The sequence below is a fragment of the Nonomuraea purpurea genome (assembly GCF_042650645.1).
Taxonomy (GTDB): Bacteria; Actinomycetota; Actinomycetes; order Streptosporangiales; family Streptosporangiaceae; genus Nonomuraea; species Nonomuraea purpurea.
Genome location: NZ_JBHSBI010000022.1, coordinates 72,414 through 94,918 on the forward strand (window position 1 = coordinate 72,414; position 22,505 = coordinate 94,918).

Annotated in this window: 19 protein-coding genes; 8 read left to right on the top strand and 11 right to left on the bottom strand. The window is 69.2% G+C overall.

Annotated features, from left to right (window positions below):
- Window positions 1-6: 6 nt before the first annotated feature.
- Window positions 7-1,005, bottom strand: a complete 999-nt coding sequence (locus tag ACFOY2_RS35395; protein WP_379532469.1) for a LacI family DNA-binding transcriptional regulator — start codon at window positions 1,003-1,005, stop codon at window positions 7-9.
- Between the two features lie 97 nt (window positions 1,006-1,102).
- Here ACFOY2_RS35395 and ACFOY2_RS35400 point away from each other — a divergent pair, with 97 nt between their 5' ends.
- A complete protein-coding gene (locus tag ACFOY2_RS35400) occupies window positions 1,103-3,412 on the top strand; it encodes a beta-galactosidase (protein WP_379532470.1) in 2,310 nt (769 codons plus the stop codon).
- On the opposite strand, the gene ACFOY2_RS35405 is transcribed toward ACFOY2_RS35400, so the two are convergent.
- Together ACFOY2_RS35405 and ACFOY2_RS35410 are read right to left on the bottom strand one after the other, a co-directional pair.
- Window positions 3,409-5,583: a glycoside hydrolase family 127 protein gene (locus ACFOY2_RS35405; RefSeq protein WP_379532471.1), complete on the bottom strand. Its 2,175-nt coding sequence runs from the start codon at window positions 5,581-5,583 to the stop codon at window positions 3,409-3,411. The genes ACFOY2_RS35400 and ACFOY2_RS35405 overlap by 4 nt on opposite strands.
- A gap of 216 nt (window positions 5,584-5,799) precedes the next feature.
- Complete coding sequence (locus tag ACFOY2_RS35410; RefSeq protein WP_379532472.1) at window positions 5,800-7,350, bottom strand: alpha/beta fold hydrolase; 1,551 nt, start codon at window positions 7,348-7,350, stop codon at window positions 5,800-5,802.
- Window positions 7,351-7,496: 146 nt separating this feature from the next.
- Here ACFOY2_RS35410 and ACFOY2_RS35415 point away from each other — a divergent pair, with 146 nt between their 5' ends.
- Window positions 7,497-8,774, top strand: a complete 1,278-nt coding sequence (locus ACFOY2_RS35415; protein ID WP_379532473.1) for a sensor histidine kinase — start codon at window positions 7,497-7,499, stop codon at window positions 8,772-8,774.
- Window positions 8,771-9,430, top strand: coding sequence for a response regulator (locus tag ACFOY2_RS35420; protein WP_379532474.1), 660 nt, complete (start codon window positions 8,771-8,773; stop codon window positions 9,428-9,430). The genes ACFOY2_RS35415 and ACFOY2_RS35420 overlap by 4 nt, the downstream gene beginning before the upstream one ends.
- Window positions 9,431-9,447: 17 nt before the next feature.
- Here ACFOY2_RS35420 and ACFOY2_RS35425 read toward each other — a convergent pair whose 3' ends face one another.
- A complete protein-coding gene (locus ACFOY2_RS35425) occupies window positions 9,448-9,675 on the bottom strand; it encodes a hypothetical protein (RefSeq protein ID WP_379532475.1) in 228 nt (75 codons plus the stop codon).
- 105 nt (window positions 9,676-9,780) lie between these two features.
- Window positions 9,781-10,107, bottom strand: a complete 327-nt coding sequence (locus tag ACFOY2_RS35430) for an IclR family transcriptional regulator domain-containing protein (RefSeq protein ID WP_379532476.1) — start codon at window positions 10,105-10,107, stop codon at window positions 9,781-9,783.
- Window positions 10,108-10,345: 238 nt separating this feature from the next.
- Between ACFOY2_RS35430 and ACFOY2_RS35435 the strand changes: the two genes are divergently transcribed.
- Window positions 10,346-11,530 carry a vanadium-dependent haloperoxidase gene (locus ACFOY2_RS35435; protein ID WP_379532477.1) on the top strand — a complete coding sequence of 395 codons (1,185 nt, stop codon included), beginning with the start codon at window positions 10,346-10,348 and terminating at the stop codon, window positions 11,528-11,530.
- A gap of 86 nt (window positions 11,531-11,616) precedes the next feature.
- Here ACFOY2_RS35435 and ACFOY2_RS35440 read toward each other — a convergent pair whose 3' ends face one another.
- Window positions 11,617-13,188 carry a DUF1593 domain-containing protein gene (locus tag ACFOY2_RS35440; RefSeq protein ID WP_379532478.1) on the bottom strand — a complete coding sequence of 524 codons (1,572 nt, stop codon included), beginning with the start codon at window positions 13,186-13,188 and terminating at the stop codon, window positions 11,617-11,619.
- A 351-nt stretch (window positions 13,189-13,539) separates the two neighbouring features.
- Here ACFOY2_RS35440 and ACFOY2_RS35445 point away from each other — a divergent pair, with 351 nt between their 5' ends.
- The 4 genes from ACFOY2_RS35445 to ACFOY2_RS35460 all read left to right on the top strand — a co-directional run bounded on the left by ACFOY2_RS35445 (window position 13,540) and on the right by ACFOY2_RS35460 (window position 16,545).
- Window positions 13,540-13,710, top strand: a complete 171-nt coding sequence (locus ACFOY2_RS35445; protein WP_379532479.1) for a hypothetical protein — start codon at window positions 13,540-13,542, stop codon at window positions 13,708-13,710.
- A gap of 29 nt (window positions 13,711-13,739) precedes the next feature.
- Complete coding sequence (locus ACFOY2_RS35450; RefSeq protein ID WP_379532480.1) at window positions 13,740-14,438, top strand: DUF2306 domain-containing protein; 699 nt, start codon at window positions 13,740-13,742, stop codon at window positions 14,436-14,438.
- 236 nt (window positions 14,439-14,674) lie between these two features.
- Window positions 14,675-15,475 carry an endonuclease/exonuclease/phosphatase family protein gene (locus ACFOY2_RS35455; RefSeq protein ID WP_379532481.1) on the top strand — a complete coding sequence of 267 codons (801 nt, stop codon included), beginning with the start codon at window positions 14,675-14,677 and terminating at the stop codon, window positions 15,473-15,475.
- Window positions 15,476-15,693: 218 nt separating this feature from the next.
- Entirely contained in the window at window positions 15,694-16,545 is an 852-nt protein-coding gene (locus ACFOY2_RS35460) for an endonuclease/exonuclease/phosphatase family protein (RefSeq protein ID WP_379532482.1), read from the top strand.
- Between the two features lie 302 nt (window positions 16,546-16,847).
- Here the strand turns inward: ACFOY2_RS35460 and ACFOY2_RS35465 are convergent, their stop codons facing one another.
- From ACFOY2_RS35465 to ACFOY2_RS35485, 5 genes are all read right to left on the bottom strand, one after another.
- Window positions 16,848-17,849: a LacI family DNA-binding transcriptional regulator gene (locus ACFOY2_RS35465; RefSeq protein WP_379532483.1), complete on the bottom strand. Its 1,002-nt coding sequence runs from the start codon at window positions 17,847-17,849 to the stop codon at window positions 16,848-16,850.
- A gap of 82 nt (window positions 17,850-17,931) precedes the next feature.
- Window positions 17,932-18,894 carry an aldo/keto reductase family protein gene (locus ACFOY2_RS35470; RefSeq protein WP_379532484.1) on the bottom strand — a complete coding sequence of 321 codons (963 nt, stop codon included), beginning with the start codon at window positions 18,892-18,894 and terminating at the stop codon, window positions 17,932-17,934.
- A 55-nt stretch (window positions 18,895-18,949) separates the two neighbouring features.
- Window positions 18,950-19,771: a carbohydrate ABC transporter permease gene (locus tag ACFOY2_RS35475; protein WP_379532485.1), complete on the bottom strand. Its 822-nt coding sequence runs from the start codon at window positions 19,769-19,771 to the stop codon at window positions 18,950-18,952.
- Window positions 19,772-19,773: 2 nt separating this feature from the next.
- Window positions 19,774-20,709: a carbohydrate ABC transporter permease gene (locus ACFOY2_RS35480; protein WP_379532563.1), complete on the bottom strand. Its 936-nt coding sequence runs from the start codon at window positions 20,707-20,709 to the stop codon at window positions 19,774-19,776.
- Window positions 20,699-21,982: an ABC transporter substrate-binding protein gene (locus ACFOY2_RS35485; RefSeq protein WP_379532486.1), complete on the bottom strand. Its 1,284-nt coding sequence runs from the start codon at window positions 21,980-21,982 to the stop codon at window positions 20,699-20,701. Before ACFOY2_RS35485 ends, ACFOY2_RS35480 begins: the two co-directional genes overlap by 11 nt.
- Window positions 21,983-22,505 lie beyond the last annotated feature (523 nt).

The following is a 22,505-nucleotide window of genomic DNA, read 5'->3' on the forward strand; positions in this document are numbered from 1 at the left end:
CCTTAGCTATGTGCGGGGGCACCCGCAGCTCTCGCGGAAGACCGGCTCGGTGGCCAGCACCGCGTCCATGACGGCTCCCCGGTTGCCGAGGCCCGAGATGAGCAGCCGGGCGGTGGTGGCCCCGAGCTCGCGGATGGGCTGGCGCACGGTGGTCAGCCGGGGCTGCACCAGCGACGCCATCGGGACGTCGTCGAAACCCGTGATCGCCACGTCGCCCGGCACCGACAGGCCACGGCCCAGCGCGCCGATCAGCATGCCGAGCGCGGTCTCGTCGTTGGCGCAGACCACGGCGCGGGGCGGGCGCCTGCCGTCGAGCAGTTCGCCCGCTGCCCGGACGCCGTCGGACTGCTGCAGGCCCAGTCGTACCGGGTTGCGCGGCGCGGGCACGCGGGCCTGCTTGTGCGCGGCCTGGAACGCCTCCCAGCGGTCGGTCACGTCGGGTGAGCCGTCAGGGCTGCCGACGAACGCCAGCCTGCGGTATCCGTGGTCGACCAGCAGGTGCCGGGTGAGCTCGCCGATCGTGGAGTTGTCGGCCCTGACCGCGGGGACGCCGTCCATCGGCCGTCCGGCCAGCACCACGACGGGCACCTCCGCGGCGATCCGCCGCAGCGTCTCGGTGCGGACGGTGTCGCCGTGGATGGCGATGCCGTCGACGCGCGAGGCCATGTCGAGCACGCTGTCGTCGGCGTCGTCGCGGTGATGGGTGACCAGGATGTGCACCCCGGTGCCGGCTTCCATCGCCTGTGACTCGAAGCCCTGGGTCAGCTCCGAGAAGTACGGCCCCGCCAGCCCGGGGAAGACGATGGCCACCATGCCGTGCCGCTGCTCGGCCAGCGAGCGGCCCATCTGACTGGGGCGGTAGCCGTACTCCTCGATGATCCGCAGCACGCGCTCGCGCGTCTCCTGGCTCACCTGACCGGTGCCGCGCGAGACGCGCGAGACCGTCGCCACCGAGACGTCGGCGAGCTTGGCGATCTCGCGAACCGTCAGCCGCTTGTTGCCCATGTGCCGCCTGTTTCCGTAACGTTGCAGTAACCGCTTTCAGCGACCATATGTGAGGACCCTCACAGCGGCAAGCCCCCCGACACAAAGGACACGGCCCATGCGGTTCAGCAGGCGCAGGATCCTCATCGACGGCACACCTTCGCTGGTGATGGCGGGCGAGGTGCACTATTTCCGGCTACCCCGGCGCGAGTGGGCATCGCGGCTCGACTGGCTCCTCGACGCGGGCTGCAACGCCGTCGCCTCCTACATGCCGTGGCTGGTGCATGAGCTGCCGGACGGAACGATCGACCTGGACGGCAGCACCGCCGAGCACCGCGACGTACAGACATTTCTGGATCTGGCCGAGGAGCGGGATCTGCTGGTCATCGCCCGGCCCGGGCCGTTCGTGATGGCGGAGCTCAAGAACGAGGGCATCCCGTACCGGATCTACGAGCAGCACCCCCACGTGCACCCGGTGGGCTGGGACGGCGCCCCTGCCCCCACCAGGACCATCGACTACCTCTCCCCCGACTTCCTGGGCGAGGTCGACCGGTGGTACGCGGCGATCATGCCGGTGCTGGCGGGGCGGGTGGCCGCGGTGCAGCTGGACAACGAGATCGGGATGCTCTCGTGGGTGAGCAACACGCCCGACCTGACCGAGGTGGTTCTCGCCGACTTCGCGGAGTGGGCCGCCGAGCGGTTCGACGTCCACGAGCGCTACGGCCGTTGGCCGGTGGGCCGCTCCCCCGAGGCGCCCTCCCTGGCCTTCCACCACGACCTGAGCGACTACATGCGCTCCCGCTACGCCCGCTACATCGCCTTCCTGCGCGAAAGGGCGCAGGCGTACGGCGTCGACGGGCCGTTCCTGATCAACATCCACGGCACCGGCGACGGCAGGGGCCGCACCTACCCGATCGGGATCAGCCAGCTCTACCGCGGCTACCAGGGCCTGCCCCAGCTGACCTCCGGCTCCGACCACTACCTGGGCGACCTGACCGTGGGCAACGTCGCCGACCTCTACGTCGGCAACGCGTTCATGGCCGCCGTGCACGACGCCGACCAGCCGCTGACGTCGCTGGAGTTCGAGGCGGGCACCGGCGACTACGGCGAGGACCTCGGCCGGCTGGTGCCGCCGTCGGCACTCGACCTCAAGGTCAGGCTCTGCCTCGCGCAGGGCAATCGCCTGATCAACTACTACCTCTTCGCGGGCGGCTACAACTGGCCGCTCGACGTGCCCTCCGGCGACGGCAACGACCGCATCGCCTTCACCGGCGAGCGCCACGGCTTCGCCGCGCCCATCGGCCCCGAGGGCCGGCCGAACCTGTCCTACCCGGCGCTGCGCGAGGTGACGCGGACCGTCCGGGGCGTGGCCGGGCTGCTCGCCGACATGGACGAGGAGCACGACGGCCTGGCGCTCGGCTTCGTCCCTGACCATTACCTGACCGAGTACCGCCACCCCGGCGACAGCGCCCGCGCCGAGGTCGTCGCCGACCTGGAGCGCTTCCGCGGCATGGGCGGGCGCGATGTGCTCGCCCGCGCGCTGCTGCTGTCCGGGTTCTCCTTCCCCGCGGTCGACGTGCAGGCCGCCGAACTGCCCCCGGTGCTCGTCCTGGCCGGCGCGTCCACGCTGGCCGCCGCGGTCCAGCGGCGCCTGGCCGACCACGTGCGCTCGGGCGGGCGGCTGCTCCTGGCGGGCCTGCTGCCCCAGCGCGATGTGGACGGCGCCCCCTGCACGATCCTCGCCGACGCGCTCGGGCTGAAGCCCGGTCCCGTCGTGTACGGCGGAGCCGACCGCTTCCCGTCGGTCCGCGGCGAGTCCTTCGAGGTCAGGGTGGACGTCCTGCAACCGCTGACCGGCGCGGGCGAGACCCTGGTGCGCGAGGTCTCCTCGGGGGCCGCCGTGGGCGTGGAGGTGCGGGCCGGCGCCGGCCGCGCGATCGTGCTCGCCTGCGACTACCCGTGCCACCTGGACTTCTGGACGGGTCTCCTGGCGCGGCTCGGCGTGCGTCCGCGCCACACGCACGACGCTCCCGCCCCTGGCATCGTCGTCACCTCGACGGTCGACGGCGCCGGCCGGCGGCTTGTCCACCTGCTCAACGTCGGCCCGGTCGACCAGTCGTTCGTCCTGCGCCGTGACGGCGAGCCGCTGTTCGGGGGCTCGCCGATTCGCCTGGCGGCCAGGTCCGGGGCGATGCTCCCTGTCGGGGTGGGCCCGGTGGCGTGGTCGACGTGCGAGCTCGCCGGGCTCACGGAGGACGGGGTGCTGCTGCGCAGGCGGTACCCGGGCGAGGCCGCCGCCTTCGCCGGGCCGGTCCGCGCCCCTGACGGCGCCTCGGTCTCCCTGACGCCGGACGGTCTCACGCTGGTGCGCTGGACCTGCGCCCCCGCCGAGCCCGGCGAGCTCGCCGAGGTCCGCTGCGGCCCCTAGCCGGGGAGCCTGGCCCGGGTGGCCGCGGAGACCACCGTGTCCTTCTGGGCCGAGGTCAGCAAGCCGGCCGCGACCCACTCCTGCGCGGTGCGGGCCACGGTGGACACGAACCGTCCCCGGTTCGCGAAGGGCGCGTTCTCCCAGACCGCGTCGAGGAACGTCACCGAATCCGCCCGCTCACGGTTGGGCACGCCGGAGTCGATCCTGCCGAAGACGATGGTCGGCTCGACGCGCCGGAAGTAGGCGTGGTAGCGGTCGGTGTCGTTGATGTAGAGGGGGACCAGCGGCAGGCCGTTCGCCGTGAAACTCATCGGCCCGGTGGAGGTGACGGCGCGCGCGAGGTCCCCGGACAGGGTGAAGTCCTTGTAGAAGGAGAACTGACGAAAGGTGGTCTCGTTACTTTTGGCGACCATCGGCACCGGCCCGTAGGCGATGCTCTGAATGGCCGGGATGTCCAGCGCCTTCTCGATCCGCAGCGAGAACGGCATCGTGATCCTCACGGTGTCGCCGCTGCGCCACTGCCGGTCGAGCGTGACGTACTCGCCGGGCTTGGCGTCGAGCCGCTGGTCGCTCTGGTTGACCAGGACCGTGAAGCCCTTCTCCACCCAGTACGGCACCCGCAGCTTCACCACCAGCCGGCCGTTGCCGGTAACCGTCAGCGTCGTCACCCCCGCGGGGTCGGCCGGGTGGTTCGTGACCTGCCTGATCACGAAGCCCTTCTCCGACCAGTTGAGCTCCGAGGCCATGTAGAGGTTCACGTAGAGCGTCGAATCGTCGGCGGAGCGGAAGTAGATCGAGTCCTGGAACTTGGTATGGCTCTCCAGTCCGGTGCCGCCGCAGCAGGTGCCGAGGTTGCCGTAACCGCGCGCCGCGCCCGGCCGCATCGGGATGAAATAGGTCAGCAGCGGATTGGTGGTGCTGTCGGTGTTGCGGCGGGAGGCGAGGATCTGGCCATAGAGTGCCCGCTCGTAATACTGCATGTACTTCGGGTCGGCGGTGTGGAAGAACAGGGCCCGGCTCAGCTTGAGCATGTTGTAGTTGCAGCAGGTCTCGGCGTTGTTGGTGCCCAGGGTGCCGACGATGACGCCGCGCTCGCCGAAGAGCTCGCCGTTGTCGGCCGGACCGGCCAGGCCGCCGTCGGTGAAGATGCGGTGCGGGACGACCATGTCCCAGAAGTTCACGGCCGCCTCGAAGTAACGGCGTTCCTGGTTCTGCTCGAAGACGGACAGGTATCCGATGAACTGGGGGATGTGCTGGTTGGCGTGTTTCCGGTGGAGCGTGTCCTGGTTGTTGACGGTGGCCGTGAGGAGGGCGGTGTTGTCGAAGCACGTGGCCGTCGCGAGGTATTCCGTCTTGCCGCTGAGGGCGTAGAGGTCGGCCATCACGATGTTCATGCCGTTGTACTCGCCGGCGATGTAGATGCCCCACATGCGGTCGAGCTGGGCCCGCGGAAGGTGGCCCAGCCTGCTGTGAACCCAGTCGCCCATCCTGAGCACGATCTCGAGCGCCTGCTCGTTGCCGGCGTACCGGTAGGCGTCGAGCAGCCCTCTCATGATCATGTGACAGGTGTAGTACGGCGCCCAGATCGTGGGATAGGTCGTGTACTGCTCCAGCAGGATGAACTGCGTCTCGGGGTAGGCGGCCAGGAAGCCGGGGTGGCTCGGCCCGCCGGGTTGCCCGGCCTTCGCGGCCAGCGCGTTCTGACACTCGCCCAGCGCGGTGACCATGTAGTCGACCTTGTCCTTGTAGAAGGCGTCGCCAGAGCCCGCGTAGGCCAGAGCGAGGGCGCTGAGGAAGTGCCCGCTGTAGTGACCGCGCAGATTGCCGGTCGCGTCGTCCCAGCCGCCGGGCGGTTGCGCGCCCAGCGTGTCCAAACCGGCGTTGGCCCGGAAATTGGCCAGCATCCGATCGGCTGAATAGGACCGCAGGAAGGTCAGGATCCGATCCCGGTTGGCGGTGAACAGGCTCGTGCCCAGCGTGACCTGGCTGTTCGCGAACGGCTTCACGAGCCAACCGCCGGGCACCGGGGGGTCGTTCTGCGGCAGAGGGGCCGCCATGCGGACCGCTGCCTGGGCCGTTCCTGCGGGCGTCGCCAGCGCGAGCGCGGACGGGGCGGCGGCCGCCAACACCGCCAGTCGAAGCGCCTCGCGCCTGGGCACCGTTTTTGACATCGCACTGTCCTCTTCGTCACTCGGGATCCGATGGGGAGAACATGTAGGCCGCAGGATGGTAGCGCTAACATAGGCGTCACGCTTCTTTCCAGGCCCACATTCCGGGAGTGTCAACGACCTCCTTGGGCTCGTCAAGAGACCGCGAGCGACACCCGGCTTCGCGGGCTCTCCCGCGAAGCCGGATCGGGCTTGGTGCGCAGGTCCCCGTATGTCAGGTCACTTCTCGGGTACGGGTGTGCCGTCGCAGCCCCGGTCGATGCGGCCGGTGTTGAAGTACGACACGAGGTCGGTGGCGCACTCCGGCTCCCGCGGCACCGATCCGTGCATGTCGTCGTCGACGGTGTAGAGGGTGCCGCCGATCGCCGCGCGCATCTGCTTGGTCCACTCATACAGGGAGACCGACTCGTAACGGTGCCCGGACAGGACCAGCGACCCGCCGGTGCGGCGGACCTTGATCTTCTGTACCGGCAGCGGCCAGCCGGCGCACTGGGCGGTGAAGGCGACGGCCCGCCCGGTCACCGGGTTGCGCTCGAGGCGGCGCTGGTAGGTGGCCCAGGCGTCGGAGAACCCGAGCCTGCTGGGGTCCTCGTTGCAGAAGACCGCCTGGCCCGCGGTCGGGTTGAACCGTTCAGGGGCGCCGGGCGCGGGGGCGCCCTGCGGTCCATGGCTCATGAGCTTCTTGAGGGCGGGCGGCGCGGTGTCGCCCTCGTCCTGCAGTTCCTTGAACGCCTGGGCGACCTGCGGCCAGTCCGGTGCGCTCTGGATGGCCAGCATGGCCAGCGTGGAACCGTCGGCGACCATCTCCCAGTCGCTGTAATGCCGGGGTTTGTCGTCGTAGGCACGGCTGAGCGCCTGGACCTTGGCCCGCACCTCCTTCGCGGTTTCGCCGAGGCCGTAGGTGTCGTGGCGCTGGGCGATCCAGGTGGCCATCCGCCCGAAGTTGCGCTCGGTGCCCGCGGCGTGGCCGTCTTCGAAGTCGTCCAGCCGGAACTTCACGGGCGCCACGCTGTCGAGGAACATGCGCCCGACGCTGCCGGGGAACGTGCTGCGGTAGACGGCGCCGAGCCAGGTGCCCCAGGAGATGCCGAGGAAGCTGAGCTTGCGCTCCCCCAGTGCGATCCGCACCCGGTCGAGGTCGCGGGCCGAGTTCAGGGTGGTGAGCCGGCCGAGGAAGGCAGGGTCGGAGTTCGCGCAGGCTCTGTTCCTGGCCACGCCGCTGTCATGGGCGCGCTGGGCCGCCGTCTTGGTCAGCGGACCCGGCTCCGGCGGCTGCCCGCCCATGGCAGGACAGTCCACCTTGGTGCTGTAGCCGACCCCGCGCGGGTCGAAGCCGATCAGGTCGTAGCGGTCGTTGAGTCTCGCGTTCACCTGGTTCATCGAGGCGATCTGGAGGGGGAACAGATATCCGGCGCCGCCCGGCCCGCCCGGGTTGAGCGCGAGGCTGCCCAGCCGGCGCGCCCGGTCGGCGGCCTTGACGCGGGTGATCGCGATGGTGATCTGCCGCCCCTGCGGCTTGCGGTAGTCCAGCGGGACGCTGACGCTTCCGCACTCCATCCGGCCCAGCAGCGCGCGAAATCTCTGCCGCTGCTCGCCGGTGACGGCGTATGCGGCGATCACGTCGTCGGAGTAAGAGGGACACGTCCGCCATTCGACCGAAGCCCGGTCGGCGGCGGCCACGGGCGAGCCCGCGATCAGCGAGGTCAAGGTAACGGCGCTCACGGCCGCTGCGGTCACCGCGCGGCCGGTCAGGGATCCACGTTCATGCATGCGGCCAACCCTGCTGTCCACGCGTGTACACCCGCGTCTGCCCTCGGCCACACGCGCGCGTCCATCGCAAGATGTATCCGGGCGTCGCCGAATCAGACTTGGGATGGACGCGGACGCACCCGGCCCGGCCATAAGCTCGCGGGACTATGACGGCTCTCCGCGCGTGGGCACGCCTGCCGGTGCCGCAGGACGCGGCGCTCGCCGCCGTGCTGCTCCTGGCCTGCGTGCTGGTCAACGACCCGAACGCGATCGTGGGCAGGACGGCGGGCGCTCCTGCCGTCGAAGGGCAGGCCCCGCAGCTCGCCCTGTGGTGGGGCGCGAGCGCGCCGGCCGTGCTCGGGGTGACGTTCCGCAGACTCCGGCCGCTGCCGATGCTCGCCTGCTGCGTGCTGTCCGTCGTGGTGCACGTGGCCCAGGCGGCGCCCCTGACGATCATCGATCTGGGTGTGCTGATCCTGCTCCACAGCGTGGCCACCCGTCGCGCACGGGCCGTCTCGCTGTCCGCCCTGGCCTTGCTGCTGCTTCTGGCCGCCGGATGGAGCCTGCATGCCCCCCGTCCGTTGACCGGGCCGTCGGCCGTGCTCTCCACGGGCCCCGCCCTCGAGACCGCGTCCACGCCGAGTGAGGTCATGACAGTCCACCGCAGTGCCTCGGCCGACACCTGGAGCGGCCTGTCCGTGCTCGGCTCGGCCCTGGTCGCCTCCTGGGCGATCGGCTCCGGCGCCCGCAGCCGCCGCGCCTACCTCGACGAGCTCCGCGCCCACGCCCGAGACCTCGAACGCGAACGCGATCAGCAGGCCGCGCTCGCGGTGGCCGCCGAGCGCGCCCGGATCAGCCGCGAACTGCACGACGTCGTGGCCCACGGCCTGTCGCTCATGGTGGTCCAGGCCCAGGGCGGCGCCGCCGCGATCGACAACGATCCCACCGGCACCCGGGCCGCGCTGGACGCCATCGTCACCACCGGCCGCGATTCCCTCGCCGACATGCGACGCGTGCTCACCGCGGTGGGCGAGGTGGACGACGCCTGGCATCCGCAACCCGGCCTGGCACACCTGCCGGCCCTGATCGCCCAGGTCAACAGGGCAGGAACACCGGTACGGCTGCGCGTCGAGGGCACACCCGCGACGCTGCCCTCGGCCGTTGATCTGTCGGCCTACCGCATCGTGCAGGAGGCGCTGACCAACACCATGAAACACGCGGGAACGGACGCCACCGCCAGTGTGGTCCTCCTCTACCACGACGCGGAGATCGGCATCGAGATCAGCGACACCGGCCACGGCAGCGCCGTGAGCGGCGGCGGCAACGGGCTGCGAGGCATGCGCGAACGCGTCAAGCTGCTCGGCGGCACGTTCTCGGCCGGCCCACGGCCCCAGGGCGGCTTCGCCGTACGGGCGGCGCTCCCGATCCAAGGAGCCGCCGCATGATCCGCGTGCTCCTCGCCGACGACCAGGCCCTCGTCCGCACCGGCTTCCGCATGATCCTCGACAACGCCGACGACATGCGGGTCGTCGCCGAGGCAGGCGACGGCGCGCAGGCCGCGCGGCTGGCCCTCGACCTCCGGCCCGACATCGTGCTGATGGACGTCCGGATGCCCGAGGTCGACGGCGTCGAGGCGACCCGCCGCATCTGCACCGGCACCGATCGCATCCGCGTGCTGATCCTGACGACCTTCGACCTCGACGAGTACGTCTATGCGGCCCTCCACTCCGGCGCCAGCGGGTTTCTCCTCAAGGACACCCTCGCGTCCGACCTGCTCTCGGCCATCCGCGTGGTCGCACGGGGCGATGCGGTCGTCGCGCCCAGCGTGACCCGGCGCCTGCTCGAACGCTACGTCGGCATCGGCGTGGCTCCGCTCACCCCCGCGATCGGCCTCGACGTCCTGACCGAACGCGAACGCGAGGTGCTGAGCCTCATCGCCCGCGGCCTGTCCAACATCGAGATCGCCGAGCACCTCTTCCTGTCAGAAGGCACCGTGAAAACCCACGTCAGCCGCGTGCTGGCCAAGCTCGGGCTGCGCGACCGCGTCCAGGCCGTCGTCTATGCCTACGAAAGCGGCCTCGTACGGACCGGAGCCACCTGAGCCGCTCACCCCCGGTCTCAACCGCCCCATTCGCACAGGTTGAACACGTCGGCCTGGTCGGCGGCGAACAGCGCCTCCTTACGGCGCGCGAACGGATCGCGGGCGGTCGGGTCGAACGCGACCTCCTCGTCGTCGGCGGCGAAGCGGACGGACAGACCGGCTCGGTCGAACAGCCCGGCCCGGATCGCCACGATCTCCGGCAGGTCGAACACGCCGTGGTTCGGCGAGATCACGATGTCCGCCACATGGCCTCCCTACTAAGTCAGTAGGAAAACACGGTAATAACGCGCAGGGAGGCTGTCAACAGCGCATTTGCGCCATGCGCAAACGCCTTTCAAAACCTGCGCGTGTTAGACCTGCCCGAGGAGCAGGGAGAGGGGCAGTTCCTGGAGGGCGCCCGCGGCCGCGCGCACGGCCGCGGCGACCTCCTCCAGCCGGTCGTCCCCGATGCGCGCCTGCGGCCCGCGCACCTCCACGGCGACGTTCACCGCCGCGCCCACGCCGACCAGCGGTGCGGCCACCGCCCGCAGTCCGGGCTGCTCGGGCGGATCGTAGACGGCGTAGCCGCGGAACTGGACGGTGAGCAGTTCGCCGTACTCGCCCGCCTCCGCGATCCCTTCCGGCCACAGCGCGCCGAACGCCACGATCGCCAGCCCCAGGGCCGAACCGGCGGTCACCGCGGATTTCAGCTTTCACCGGACTCCCTGCCATCGCTCTCGCCGACACGCTCCAGCATGCCCGCTCGCCTCGGCACTGCCGCTATTGCAAATAAACCTACCTGCAATGTAGGTTTTCCATGGGGAACCGCCCCCTCAGCCTGAAAGGACGTCCGCCTTGTTAGAGAGCTCACCAGCCCGACGCCCGCGTCGGCTGCGCACCGCGGCCACGGCGGCCATGCTCGCCACCGTCACGGCCATGAGCACCACACCCGCCTTCGCATCGGCGCGCGCCGACGTCGACGCGGCAGTGGAATGGTACGACGTCACCGCCGCCACCATCGCCGCCGCCGGATCCACCACGCAGGTCACCAACAGCCGCACCTGGGCGATCGGCTGGCTGTCCGCCGCACGCGCCCTGCGCTCCGGTCCCCACCGGACCCCCTTCCAGGATGCCGCGCTCGCCTCCGCGGTCCGTACCTCGCTCGCCGAGCTGATCCCGGCGCGCGCCGCCGAGCTCGACGCGGCGTTCGCGGCGACGCTGGCCCGCATCCCCGACGGCCAGGACAAGGATCGCGGCGTGGCCGCGGGAGCCGAGGAGGCCAGGTCGCTGCTCGCGGAACGGGCCGGCGACGGGCTCGACCCCGCCTCGGTCAGCCCGCCCTATCCCGTCCCCCAGCCCGTGCCGGGGGCCTGGCAGCCGACGCCGCCGGACTTCGGGCCGGGCGTCCAAGCGGGCACGAGGCTGGCCAGACCCTTCGTTCTGGACCGCGCCGACCGGTTCCGGCCCGGTCCGCCTCCCGCGCTCGGCTCCGCGCGCTATCGGGCCGACCTCGAAGAGGTGCGCGACTACGGCGCGGCGAACAGCACCGTCCGCACGCAGGCCCAGACGGACGTCGCCCAGTTCTGGCTGGGGTCCTCGCTCACCCTCTACACCGGTGCGCTGCGCGCCGCCCTCGCCCAGTCCCCCCGGTCGGCGTCGAAGCAGGCCGAACTCGTCGCGCTCTTCCACGTCGCGCTGGTGGACACCCAGATCGCCACCTCGGACGCCAAATACACCTATGTACGGTGGCGTCCGGTCACCGCGCTCCGCGCCGCCGACACCGGCCACCCCGCCATAGCCTCGGACCCTGCCTGGACGCCGCTGCACACGACACCGTCGCACCCCGACTACCCGAGCGGCCACAACACCTACTCCGGCGCCGCCGAGCAGGTGCTGACCACGCTGCTCGGCCCCCGCTCCCGCGAACCGTTCGAGCTCACGAGCCCGACCGCGCCCGGAGTCACCCGCACCTACACCACGTGGAAGGTCCTGACGGGCGAGAACGTCGACGCCCGGGTCTGGTCGGGCATCCACACCCGCTCGGCCGACACGGCCGGCGTGACGCTGGGCCGCCAGGTCGCGGCCCACACGCTGCGTCACGCCGCACGACTGTTGTCATAGACCACGCGTAGGACGAGCGGCCATCCGCCGGTGTTTCCCGCCGACCACCGGCAGCGGGAAGGGGCAGGGCCGGCGTGCGCGCCCGCTCAGCCCGTCACGGTCAGCACGACACGCTGGTAGGAGGTGAGGGCGGGCGAGCCGTCGTCGGTGCTCTGCAGGACCACGTGGATGGTCTGGCCGGGTTCTGCGTCGCCGGGGACGCGGAACTGAACCTTCGTCAGGTCGCGGCCGGGCGAGCTTTGAGTGAGGGGGACGGCGCCGGGATAGGTGTCGGCGTCGGTGTACTGCCACCACTTGCTGGTCACGGCGTTCCGATCGGGGTCGGCGGTCCGGCCGACGAGGGTCACCACCTGGCCCCGCCGGACCGAGCGGTCCAGTTGCCCGATCACCTTGACGCTGGGCCGGTGGTTCGCGGCGAAGTATCTCGGGGTGACGGTCCACTTCATCCGGGCGGAGAAGTCGTCCTGGGCCGCGCCGAACCAGCGGGTCGAGGCGTAGTCGGCGGACGGGGTTCCACCGGGGTCGACGTCGGACCCGCTGCGGCCACCCCAGCCGCCGTAGCTCGCGTCCACGTGGCCGCGCAGGCCGTTGTCGAGGAGGTTCATGAAGATCGATGTGTCTCCTTCGGAGATCCATGATCCCTTCTCCTGCGGCGGGGTCCACACAACGTAGCCCATCGCCCTGAGTTGCTCGCTCGTCAGGCCGGAGAAGCCGAAGTGGTCGAAGATGTCACCGGGGACCATTTGCTTTCCGTCGCCCCAGACCCGGTAGAACTCGCCGAACGGCCCGACCTGCGACACGTTGGCCTTCGTCCACGCGGCGGACAGATACCCGGCGTCCTCGGGCAGGACGGCGCTTCGCGCGCCGTAGCCCCAGATCTGGGTCGCCATCTGGCGGAATTCGATGTCGGGCCAGTTGGGCTCGATGTATTTGGCGTAGGCGTCGTCCTGGTCGCCGAATGACTGGATGATCGCCTTCTGCGACACCTTCTTGTAGACGGCGGGCCACTGCGGCGTGTTCTCGTACTGGTCTTTGATGGACTTCAGCGCCCGGGCGATCGTGCTCTGGCCGGCGCCGGTGAGCAGGTAGACGGGGCCGGGCCGGTTGTCGAGGAGCGATCGCTTGATCAGGTCGGATCCGGGTGAGTCCTTGGAGATGTCGCCGTCGAACTCGATGTTGCCGTTGAGAATTCTCGACTTCAACTGCCGTGGGTCGGGATATCCGCCGGCGTGGGTCCGCAGGTTTGGGTATACCCGCTCATAGATGTCGACGGCTTCGTGAATGAAACGTTCGCCCGGCTTCCACCGCCATGAGGCGCACGGGCAAAGGTTCAGCCCGAACCGGGTGTATTCCCGGCCCGGCACGAACCATTTCGTGCCCTTACCGTCGCCGGCCCAGTGCACGCCGCTGCTGGCATATATCAGCGCTTCGGTGTTGAACTCGTTGCCGTAGAGCAGGTAGCGGATGAGGGTGTTCTGGTCGTCCAGTTCGGGGTCGTGCATCAAAATGACGCGCGGCCTCTCATCATCGCCGGGCCCGCGGGCGTCGTCGGCCGTGGCCGGGCTGGCGGGCGCGAGCGCGCACAGAAGGGCGGCGGCCAGAGCCGGGATCGCCTTCCGTCTCTGGGGGGTACGCGGTGACGCTACGGCTTGCTTCATTCGCGTGTCTTTCTTCCGCGGGGCATGTGAAACCTGGGAATGGACTCTTCCGAATTCGGGCAGCGTCCTGCGATTTCCGTGGATCTGGCGATCACGGGACCCAGAGTGGCGATATGAATATCTATTCATGCGCGGAACGTTATTAGTAGCCAGAAATTAACGTGCCCTCCCAGGGTTGTCAATGGCGTCGGCGTTCTCGTCGCCGAGGTCGAGCACGTGCCCGCCGTACAGGTCCCCCTCCATGTACGTCGATTTACGTAGCCGCACTGTCGCCCCAGGGCTGATGCCGGGCGGCCCGCCGCACCACATGATGAGCAGTCATCAGATCAGGCCAGGAAAGGGGCGCATCACATGAAAGCCGTGGTCCGCGAGCTGTCGGCCATGCAGGGCGAGGTGTGCATGCGGCGCTCCAACGGCACGTGGCTGAACGGTCGCCGAGGTGGCGATTGCCTCCTCAAAGACGGCGACGCGGTCAGCGGATGGTGTCCGCCGAGCATTCCCCAGCCCCGATCCCACCAGTAGCGCTTCGCTCCCGGACCTTTCAGGAAGTCATGATCCAGCACCGGAGCAGGCCGGCACGGGGCCGCCGAAGCTGGCTGATGCTCATCGTCGCGGTGGTGTCCGGTGGCGTGCTCGTCAGCCCCTACCTCGGACTCGACAGCGGCGACAGCCGGCTCGACGTGAGCGGCGGGGCGCACTACTACCTGCTCGTCGCGCACATCTTCACCGCGCTGGTCGCACTCGTTCTCGGCCCGCTGCAGTTCGTCCCGGCGATCCGGGCGCGACGGCGGGTGCACCGGGCGATCGGCCGCTGCTACCTCCTCGCCGGAGTGCTCCCCTCCGCGCTGGCCGCCGTACCGGTGGCGATGCTCTCAGACCGCCTCATCACCCAGATCGGGCTGACGATCCCCGCCGTCCTGTGGCTCATCACCGGCTGGCTCGCCATCCGGGCCGCCCGCCGCCGCGACTTCCTCCGCCACCGGAACTGGATGATGCGCAACTACGCGCTCACCTTCCTCGCCGTCACCTCACGCATTCTGGTGCCGCTCCTCCTGCTGGCCCGGGTGCCGTTCAGTGACACGGCGGAGGTCGGCTCGATCGGGGCCGACGCACCATCCATGATCCCGATCGGGCAGGCGCTCGGCTGGATCGTCAACCTCGTCGTGGCCGAGCTCCTCATCAGGAGGCCCGGACCCTGGCGAGCGCAGGTCGCGACGTTGGGCGCTTCGGCGGCACGCAGCTCTATGTGACCAAGGGAGCAGGATTCTGGGGACCGCCGGTGCGGGCCGGCGCGCCTCAGGACATCACGATCGTGGAACTCGCCCTCTGACGCCGGTGGGATCGCGCGGGTGGCTTCGAGGCCGTCCATCCTCGGCATTCTGATGTCGATCCGGCGTGCTGCGCCTGATGACGACCGTGTGAGGGAGTGGTGAACTCTTTTCGTGCACCCTGTCGGGTTTGTCGATCATGCCAGCACAATGATGTTGTGACCAGATTTCGCCTGAAATGTCTGAGTATTCTGATCGGCTGCCTGACGATGGCCGGGCTGTCGGCGTTCCCCGGCACCGCCATGGCGGCGCCCGAGGACGCGCTGTCGAAGGGCGCGCGCCCGCCGTACTCGCTGCTCCAGATGAACCTCTGCCTGAGCGGTTACGCCGGTTGCTACGCCCGGACCCACTACCCGAAGATCATCGACGAGGCCGTGGAGCGCATTCAGGCCAACGACGTCAACGCGGTCACCCTCAACGAAGCCTGCAGCGGCGACGTGGCCGAGATCGCCAGGCGTACCGGCTACCACTTCCGGTTCTCCACGGTCATCTACAACGGCGCCCCGCTGGCCTGCAAGACGCCGGGCGGGCGCGGCGAGTTCGGCAACGCCGTGCTGACCAAGGAGGCGATCCGCGCGTCCGCGGACGCGCCGTACTCCGTGTTCAGCGGGGTGGAGCAGCGCCGCTGGCTGTGCGTGACGACCGCCCGTGGAGTGGACGTGTGCACCAGCCACCTGTCCACCGACGGCGAGGCACCCGGCACCACCAACTCGACTCAGTGCGCCGAACTCGCCCAGGTTCTCGCCTCCCGAGGTCGTCCGACCATCTTCGCGGGGGACGTCAACCGCCGTTCGTCGTGCGCCCCGGCGGACCAGTGGACGCTGACGGACGCGGCCGCCACCCAGGCTCCGGGTATCCAGCACGCGTACGGCAACCTCACGGCTGCGACCCTGGAGCTCGAGCAGACCACGTACACCGACCACGACGCGCTCGTGATCCGCGCCGGCCTGCCGAAGTGACCTGACCCATCAGTCGTACTCGCATAGCCGGCAGGAAATCCAAGGCATTTGGGCCGGCCGATACGAAGGAGGCGGGTCCCGCCCGGGGGGGACGGCGCGGGGCCGAAGAGTTCCGGGCGGTGTCATCTGAATGATGCCCTTGATCCAGGTTTCGGCCGTCCGGATTATCGAGACTGACCGCTTGTGTATTCGAAGCTCATGAATGGGGACGGAAACCGATGAGACGATCTTCCCTCACCGCCGCGCTGGTGGCCGTGTCCGTTGGAGCGATGCTGGGCACGCAGCCCGCGCTGGCGGAGACGAACGGCCGGGATGTTCAGCTTCGGGTGGCCACGTACAACATTCACGCGGGCGCCGGCGAGGACGGCCGTTTCGACGTCGCGCGTCAGGTGGAAGCGATCCGCTCGCTGAACGCCGACGTCATCGCCCTGCAGGAGGTGGACGTCCACTGGGATGCCCGCAGCGAGTGGCGCGACCTGGCCTCAGAGCTGGCCACCGCCCTGGGCATGCGGGTCTTCTTCGGCCCCATCTACGATTCCGACCCGCCGGCGGACGGCAAGCCGCGCAAGCAGTACGGAAACGCGATTCTGTCCAAATATCCGATCCTGTACACGCAGAACCACTCGATCACCCGGCTGTCGACCCAGACGCCCAATCCGGTGCCCGAGCCCGCGCCGGGTTTCCCCGAGGTCGTCGTCAACGCCAAGGGCGCCCACGTGCACGTGTACGGCACCCATCTGGACTACCGCGGGGATCCGACGGTGCGCCGGCTGCAGGTGGCCGACACGCTGAAGATCATGGCCGAGCGTGGGGGCCAGGACCCGCAAGTCCTGCTCGGCGACTTCAACGCTCGCCCCGACGCGCCGGAGCTCGCTCCTCTGTGGACCGAGCTGACCGACACCATGGCGGGAAAGCCGGACATGACCTACCCGGCCAAGACACCCGACAGGCGCATCGACTACGTGGCGGTCTCCCGCTCGGTACGCGTCCGCGCCACGCAGGTCCCGTCCACTCTGGCTTCCGACCACCTCCCTGTCGTGGCCGACCTCACGGTCAAGCGAGGCCGGTGAACCTGCACGGCCCTTCAGTGGGAGTGTGAGGCGCTGCCCGGGGCGGGTTATCAGCCCGAGTCCCATGCTCCGTGACCTCCGCCGCCGGACGTGCGCCCACTGCCGTCCCGCGCGGGCGAGCTCGGGCGAACCGCAGTTGAGGTAGTCGAGTACGGCCTCTCGCGTGCCGTACCGATTCAGCAGGTCTTCCAGTTGGATGAGCGATTCCGATCTGCCGACTTCGAAGGCCGATGTCCGTTCGGCATGGGCCTGCAGTCGGGTACCGATGGTCGGGCAGCCGCATGCCGGGTCGCGATAGGAGTTCAGGCGGATTCGCGGATGACCAGTTCGGTGGGGAGGATCAGTGGGGTGGGCTGCTCGCCGCGGATCAGGGCGAGCAACATGCGGGTCATCTCGCGGCCGAGGGCCTTGATGGGCTGGCGCACCGTGGTCAGGGCGGGATGGGTGTGCCGGGCGGTCACCACATCGTCAAATCCCACAACCGCGATCTCATCGGGCACGGCCCGGCCGTGCTCTTTCAGCACGCCGAGCGCGCCCACGGCCATCTCATCGGAGGCGACCAGCACAGCGTCGAGATCCGGATGCCGCGCCAGGAGGCGAGTCATCGCGGCGGCTCCGCTCGCCTCGGTGAAGTCGCCGTGCGCGACCCGCTCGTCTCCGAGTCCGGCCAGCGCCAGCGCCTCGCGGAAGCCCAGGTGGCGGGATACGCCGACGTGCATGTCGAGCGGCCCGGTGATGGTCGCGATCCGGGTGCGGCCCGTGGAGATCAGGTATTCGGTCGCCTGGCGAGCGCCGTCGCGGTTGTCGGCGTCCACGTACCAGTCGTGAGACCCACCGAGGGAGCGTCCGCCGTACACCACGGGGACGCCACCCTCGGCGGCCACCTTCGCCAAGGGATCGTTTTCCCGCAGGGCCAGCAGCATGACACCGTCGGCCCTGCGGGACTGCAGGACACGGGCCAGCCGGTTCCGGCCGCGCTCGGAGGCGGCCAGGATCAGCAGCAGTTCGAGGTCGGTTTCCTCCAGGACGGCGTTCACCCCGACGATGACTTCCGCGAAGAAGGGGTTGGTGAACAGGGCCTGGTCGTCGCTGGAGACCGCCAGCACGACCGCGCCACTGCGCTGGGTGGCCAGGGAGCGGGCGGCGACGTTGGGCACGTAGCCCAGGTCCTTGACGGCTCGCTCCACGGCCTGCCGCGCGGCCCGGCTGACATGCGGGGCGTTGTTGATCACCCGGGACACCGTGCCCCTGGACACTCCCGCCCGCCGGGCCACCTCGTCCAGCGTCGGCTGCCGATCTGTCATTTTTAGGAGCGCTCCCAAGTGTTCACCCGCTGGTCATGTGGAGCGTACCAGGCCCCGCAATTGTGAGCGCTTCCAGTCGCGATCAGGGCCTGGTCAGTGGGCTGAACGACCCCTCGGCCACCCGCTCCACCACCTCGTCCAGGATCTCGTCGATCGCGCCGAGCACGTGGTCTCCGAGGAGCACTCCGGACGCCGCCGCGCTGTCGTGCACCTGCTCCGGTCGCGAACCGCCGACGATCGCGGCCGAGACCCCGGGGTCGCGCAGCACCCAGGCGATCGCCAGTTGCGCCATGGTCAGCCCGAGGTCCGCCGCGATCGGGCGGAGCCGCTCCACGCGCGTCAGGACGTCGTCGGTGAGCAGGCGGTCCACGAACTCCCTGCGCGCCTCGGCGGGCGGCGCCTGGCCGGGGGAATAGCGCCCGGCCAGCACGCCCTGGGCCATCGGCTGGTAGACGAGCTGGCCGACACCCTCCTTGGCGCACAGCGGGAGGATCTGCGGTTCGATGACCCTGCGGAGCAGGTTGTACTGCGGCTGGTTGGACACGATCCGGTCCAGGCCCAGGTCGTCGGCGATCCGCAGGGCGTCGGCGATCTGCTCGGCCGTCCAGTCGGAGACGCCGACGTACAGAACCTTGCCGCTTCGCACCAGGTCGTCGAAGGCCCGAAGGGTCTCCTCCAGAGGAGTGGCGTAGTCGTAGCGGTGCGCCTGGTAGAGATCCACGTAGTCGGTGCGCAGGCGGCGCAGGGAGCCGTCGATCGAGCGCATGATGTGCTTGCGGGACAGACCTCGGTCGTTGGGGCCGGCGCCGGTCGGCCAGTAGATCTTGGTGAGGATCTCCACCGAATCACGGCGGACGCCCCGCAGCGCCTGGCCGAGCGCCTCCTCCGCGCGGGTCTCGGCATAGGCGTCCGCGGTGTCGAACGTGGTGATCCCGGCGTCGAGGGCGGCGTGCACGCAGGGCTCGACGGTGTCCTCGGTCAGCCAGTTGCCGTAGGCGATCTCGCTGACCATGAGCCCGCTGCGCCCCAAATGGCGAAATTTCATGAAGTCTCCCTAGGTACGCCGGCGGACCCCCAGAGAAAGCCAGGATCGAACCTGTTCACGCCTTGACGGCTCCTTCCATGATGCCGCCGATGATCTGGCGGCCGAATACGAGAAACACGGCCAGCAGCGGCAGCGTGGCGATCAGTGTGCCGGAGAACATGAGCGTGTAGTCGGTGTAGTAGGTGCTGGACAACTGACTGAGCGAGAACTGGACGGTCGGGTTGTCGGCCTCCAGAACGGCCAGCGGCCACAGGAACTCGTTCCAGGTGCCCATGAAGGTGAACAACCCCAGCACGGAGGCGCCCGGCCGCAGGGCCGGCAGCACGACCTTCCAGAAAATGCCGAACGTCGAGCAGCCGTCGACCCGCGCCGCCTCGACCAACTCGTCGGGGACGGCCCGCTCGGCGTACTGCCGCATCAGGAAGACACCGAACGCCGAGACCAGGAACGGCACGATGACCGCCTGCAGCCGGTTCTGCCAGCCGAGCTCCACCATGATCATATAGAGCGGGATGACGCCCATCTGGACCGGGATCATCATCGTGGCCAGGACGACGAGCAGCAGCGCGTTCCTGCCGCGGAAGCGCAGCTTGGCGAACGCGAATCCGGCCAGCGAGCAGAAGAACACCACCGACACGGTCACGGTGCAGGAGGCGATCGCGGAGTTGACCATCCCCACCAGGAAATTGGCGTCCTCCGCCGCGAAGAGCCGCGTGATGTTCTCGCCCAGGTTGCCGCCCGGGGTGAGCGGCGGCGGCCAGTCGCCGACGACGTCGTTGGCCCTGGTGGCCACGACGAACAGCCAGTAGAGCGGGAAGACCGACAGCGCGATCGCCGCCAGCAGGGTCAGGTAGACCACGGGTCCGGAGGTTCGCACGGCTATCTCGCTCTCCTCGTGACCAGGAAGTTGACCAGAGCGAAGGCCACGATGAGCAGGAAGATCATCCAGGCGACGGCCGAGCCGTAGCCGTAGTCGAAGTCCCTGAATGCCTTTTCAAACATGTACATGGCCACGGTCTGAAACTGCCGCAGACTGCCGCCGGAGATGGCGTAGGCGCCCTGGCCGAAGATGAGCGGCTCGGTGAACAGCTGCATGCCGCCGATCGTCGAAATGATCACGGCGAACAGGATCGCCGGCCGGATCAGCGGCACCGTGATGCCCCAGAACTGCCGGGCTTTGGAGGCGCCGTCGATGGCCGCCGCCTCGTACACATCGCGTGGCACCGACTGCATCGCGGCCAGGAAGATCAGCGCGTTGTAACCGGTCCATCGCCAGTCGACCATGACCGAGATCGCCAGCCAGGACGACCACTTGTCCGCCCGCCAGTCCACCGGGTCCACGCCCAGCAGGGCGAGCAGGCCGTTGGCCATGCCGGCGTCGCGGTCGAAGATCTGGCTGAAGACGATGCCCACCGCCGCCACCGAGGTGACGATCGGCGCGAGCACCCCCATCCGGAAGAACATCAGCGCGCGCAGCCGCTGGTTGAGCAGGCTCGCCACGACCAGCGCCAAGAGCAGCTGCGGCACCGTGGCCAGCACGAACATGCCGAGTGTATTGACGACCGCATTCCAGAAGTCGGGGTCGGCGAACAGGTCCGCGTAGTTCGCCAGCCCGACGAATCCCGCGTTCCCCGCGAGTTCCCAGTCGTGGAGCGAGACCCACGCGGTGTACAGCAGCGGGAAGAGCCCGAAGACCGCGAAGATCACGAAGAACGGCGCCACGAAGAGGTAGGGCGAGCCCACCAGGTCGAGGCGGGCAAGCAGCCCCGTCCGCGGCCTCGCGTGCGCGGCGAATGGCACTTTGCTACTTCGCAGCACGCTTGGCGTCCTCAACGGCCTTGGCCCACGCCTCGTCCGGCTGGAGCTTGCCCTGCTCGACGGCCATCAGCGCGTTGCCGACGCGGTCACCGACCGGGTTGTTGCCCGGCCCCAGGTAGACCGGCTTGAGCGCCTTCGCGCTCACCCCGAAGATCTTCCCGACGGGAGCGTTGTTGAAGTAGTCGTTGACGAAGCCCCGCACCGCAGGGTCGTCGATGGCCTGCGGTGATGAGGGGAAGTTGCTCTTGGCCTTGAACGCCGCGATCTGCCCCTTCGCGCTGGTGAGGAATTTCACCAGTTCGGCCGCTTCCTTCTGGTGCTTGCTCTGCGTCGGCACCGCCAGGAACGAGCCGCCGCGAACGGCTCCGTCGCCTGGCACGCGCGCCACGTCCCACTTGCCGGCGTTCTCCGGCCCCGCCTGCTCCTCAATGACGCCGAGCATCCAGGACGGGCAGGGGATGGTGGCGAACGTGCCCTTCTTGAACCCGGCGTTCCACTGCGGGCTCCACTGCGCGAGATTCGCCGACAGCCCACCCTGGACCATCGTGACCGCCTGATCCCAGGCCGCCTTCACCCCGGGATTGGTGTCGATCACCAGGGTGTCGGAGGTGTCGTAGTAGGTGTGGTCGCCCTGCTGCATCAGGATGTTCTGATAGATGCCGCCGGCCGAGTCGAAGAAGTGCGCTCCCGTCTTGGCCTGGGCGAATTTCTGTCCGGTGGCAAGGTAGGCGTCCCAGGTCGGCCAGAGCTCGCCGGCCTTCTCACGGTCGGTGGGCAGGCCGGCCTTGGCGAACAGGTCTGTCCGGTAGCACATGCCCTGCGCGCCGACATCGGTGCCGAGCCCGACGAGTTTGGAGCCGTCGTTCGTGAGCGCCTGCTTCCACTTCCATTCCAGGAAGTCAGCCTTCAGCGACCCGGCTCCATGGTCGAGAAGGTTCACGAACTGCTCGGGTTTGGCCATGAACTGGGTGAGGATGGCCTCCTCCAGCGCGACCACGTCCCCGGCTCCGCTGCCCGAGGTCATCCACTGCTGCAGCTTGGGCAGGTAGTCGCCGAGCTGGGCGATGTTTTCCTGCTTGATCGTTATTCCGGGATGAGCGGCCTCGTACTGCTTGTAGAGCTCCTCGTAGCCGAACTCGCTGAAGGTCTTGACCACCAGGGTGATCTTTCCCTGGGTCGCGGCGTCCGGCGTCTGCGTGCCGGCGCCGCATGCTGCGAGCAGGCCGGTGAGAGCGGCGGCGAGCAGCGGCCGCGCCAGCCTTGTCGTCATGTCATGTCTCCCTGCTTCCGGGAGCGGTTCCAGTAGGGACGGAGCCGCCGGATACACTCGACCACCTGCGTTGACGCCGCGGATTGTGCCGGTGTTCCTGTGCGAACTACAGGACAATATTGGGAGCGCTCCCAGGCGATGTTAAGGGATTCCCGCTCGGCTGAGAAGAGGGCGAAGAGAACAAGGGGCAATCTCCGCGAAACAGTTGACAGCTCGCGGCACCCTGCCGGAGGATCCGGCACTGACGCCGCGGTGTGCCGGGGACGATCTGTCCAGCGACCTGAAAGGTCCCGGTATGTCCGCCACATTCAGGCTGCCCGCAGCCTGCGCCCTCCTCGCGACCCGCGCACGCTCCCCCAATTCCGGTCTCCAGGATCCGGTCGCCCAGCGCAACCTCGCCGGCCACGTGCTCCATCGACGACCTCGGCTCCTGGTCCACCGACGAGGTGGCGATCAACTGGAACTCGTCCCCTGTCTGGATCGCCGCCTTCGCCGACTCCCTGTGACAGGGGATCCCAGAAAG

Excerpts from the sequence above, each read along its gene's own strand:
- ACFOY2_RS35450 (WP_379532480.1), top strand. The coding sequence starts at position 13,740 with ATGATCCAGCACCGGAGCAGGCCGGCACGGGGCCGCCGAAGCTGGCTG.
- ACFOY2_RS35485 (WP_379532486.1), bottom strand. The coding sequence starts at position 21,982 with ATGACGACAAGGCTGGCGCGGCCGCTGCTCGCCGCCGCTCTCACCGGC.
- ACFOY2_RS35395 (WP_379532469.1), bottom strand. The coding sequence starts at position 1,005 with ATGGGCAACAAGCGGCTGACGGTTCGCGAGATCGCCAAGCTCGCCGAC.
- ACFOY2_RS35410 (WP_379532472.1), bottom strand. The coding sequence starts at position 7,350 with ATGCATGAACGTGGATCCCTGACCGGCCGCGCGGTGACCGCAGCGGCC.
- ACFOY2_RS35460 (WP_379532482.1), top strand. The coding sequence starts at position 15,694 with ATGAGACGATCTTCCCTCACCGCCGCGCTGGTGGCCGTGTCCGTTGGA.
- ACFOY2_RS35445 (WP_379532479.1), top strand. The coding sequence starts at position 13,540 with ATGAAAGCCGTGGTCCGCGAGCTGTCGGCCATGCAGGGCGAGGTGTGC.
- ACFOY2_RS35470 (WP_379532484.1), bottom strand. The coding sequence starts at position 18,894 with ATGAAATTTCGCCATTTGGGGCGCAGCGGGCTCATGGTCAGCGAGATC.
- ACFOY2_RS35465 (WP_379532483.1), bottom strand. The coding sequence starts at position 17,849 with ATGACAGATCGGCAGCCGACGCTGGACGAGGTGGCCCGGCGGGCGGGA.
- ACFOY2_RS35420 (WP_379532474.1), top strand. The coding sequence starts at position 8,771 with ATGATCCGCGTGCTCCTCGCCGACGACCAGGCCCTCGTCCGCACCGGC.
- ACFOY2_RS35440 (WP_379532478.1), bottom strand. The coding sequence starts at position 13,188 with ATGAAGCAAGCCGTAGCGTCACCGCGTACCCCCCAGAGACGGAAGGCG.
- ACFOY2_RS35400 (WP_379532470.1), top strand. The coding sequence starts at position 1,103 with ATGCGGTTCAGCAGGCGCAGGATCCTCATCGACGGCACACCTTCGCTG.
- ACFOY2_RS35405 (WP_379532471.1), bottom strand. The coding sequence starts at position 5,583 with ATGTCAAAAACGGTGCCCAGGCGCGAGGCGCTTCGACTGGCGGTGTTG.
- ACFOY2_RS35415 (WP_379532473.1), top strand. The coding sequence starts at position 7,497 with ATGACGGCTCTCCGCGCGTGGGCACGCCTGCCGGTGCCGCAGGACGCG.
- ACFOY2_RS35435 (WP_379532477.1), top strand. The coding sequence starts at position 10,346 with ATGAGCACCACACCCGCCTTCGCATCGGCGCGCGCCGACGTCGACGCG.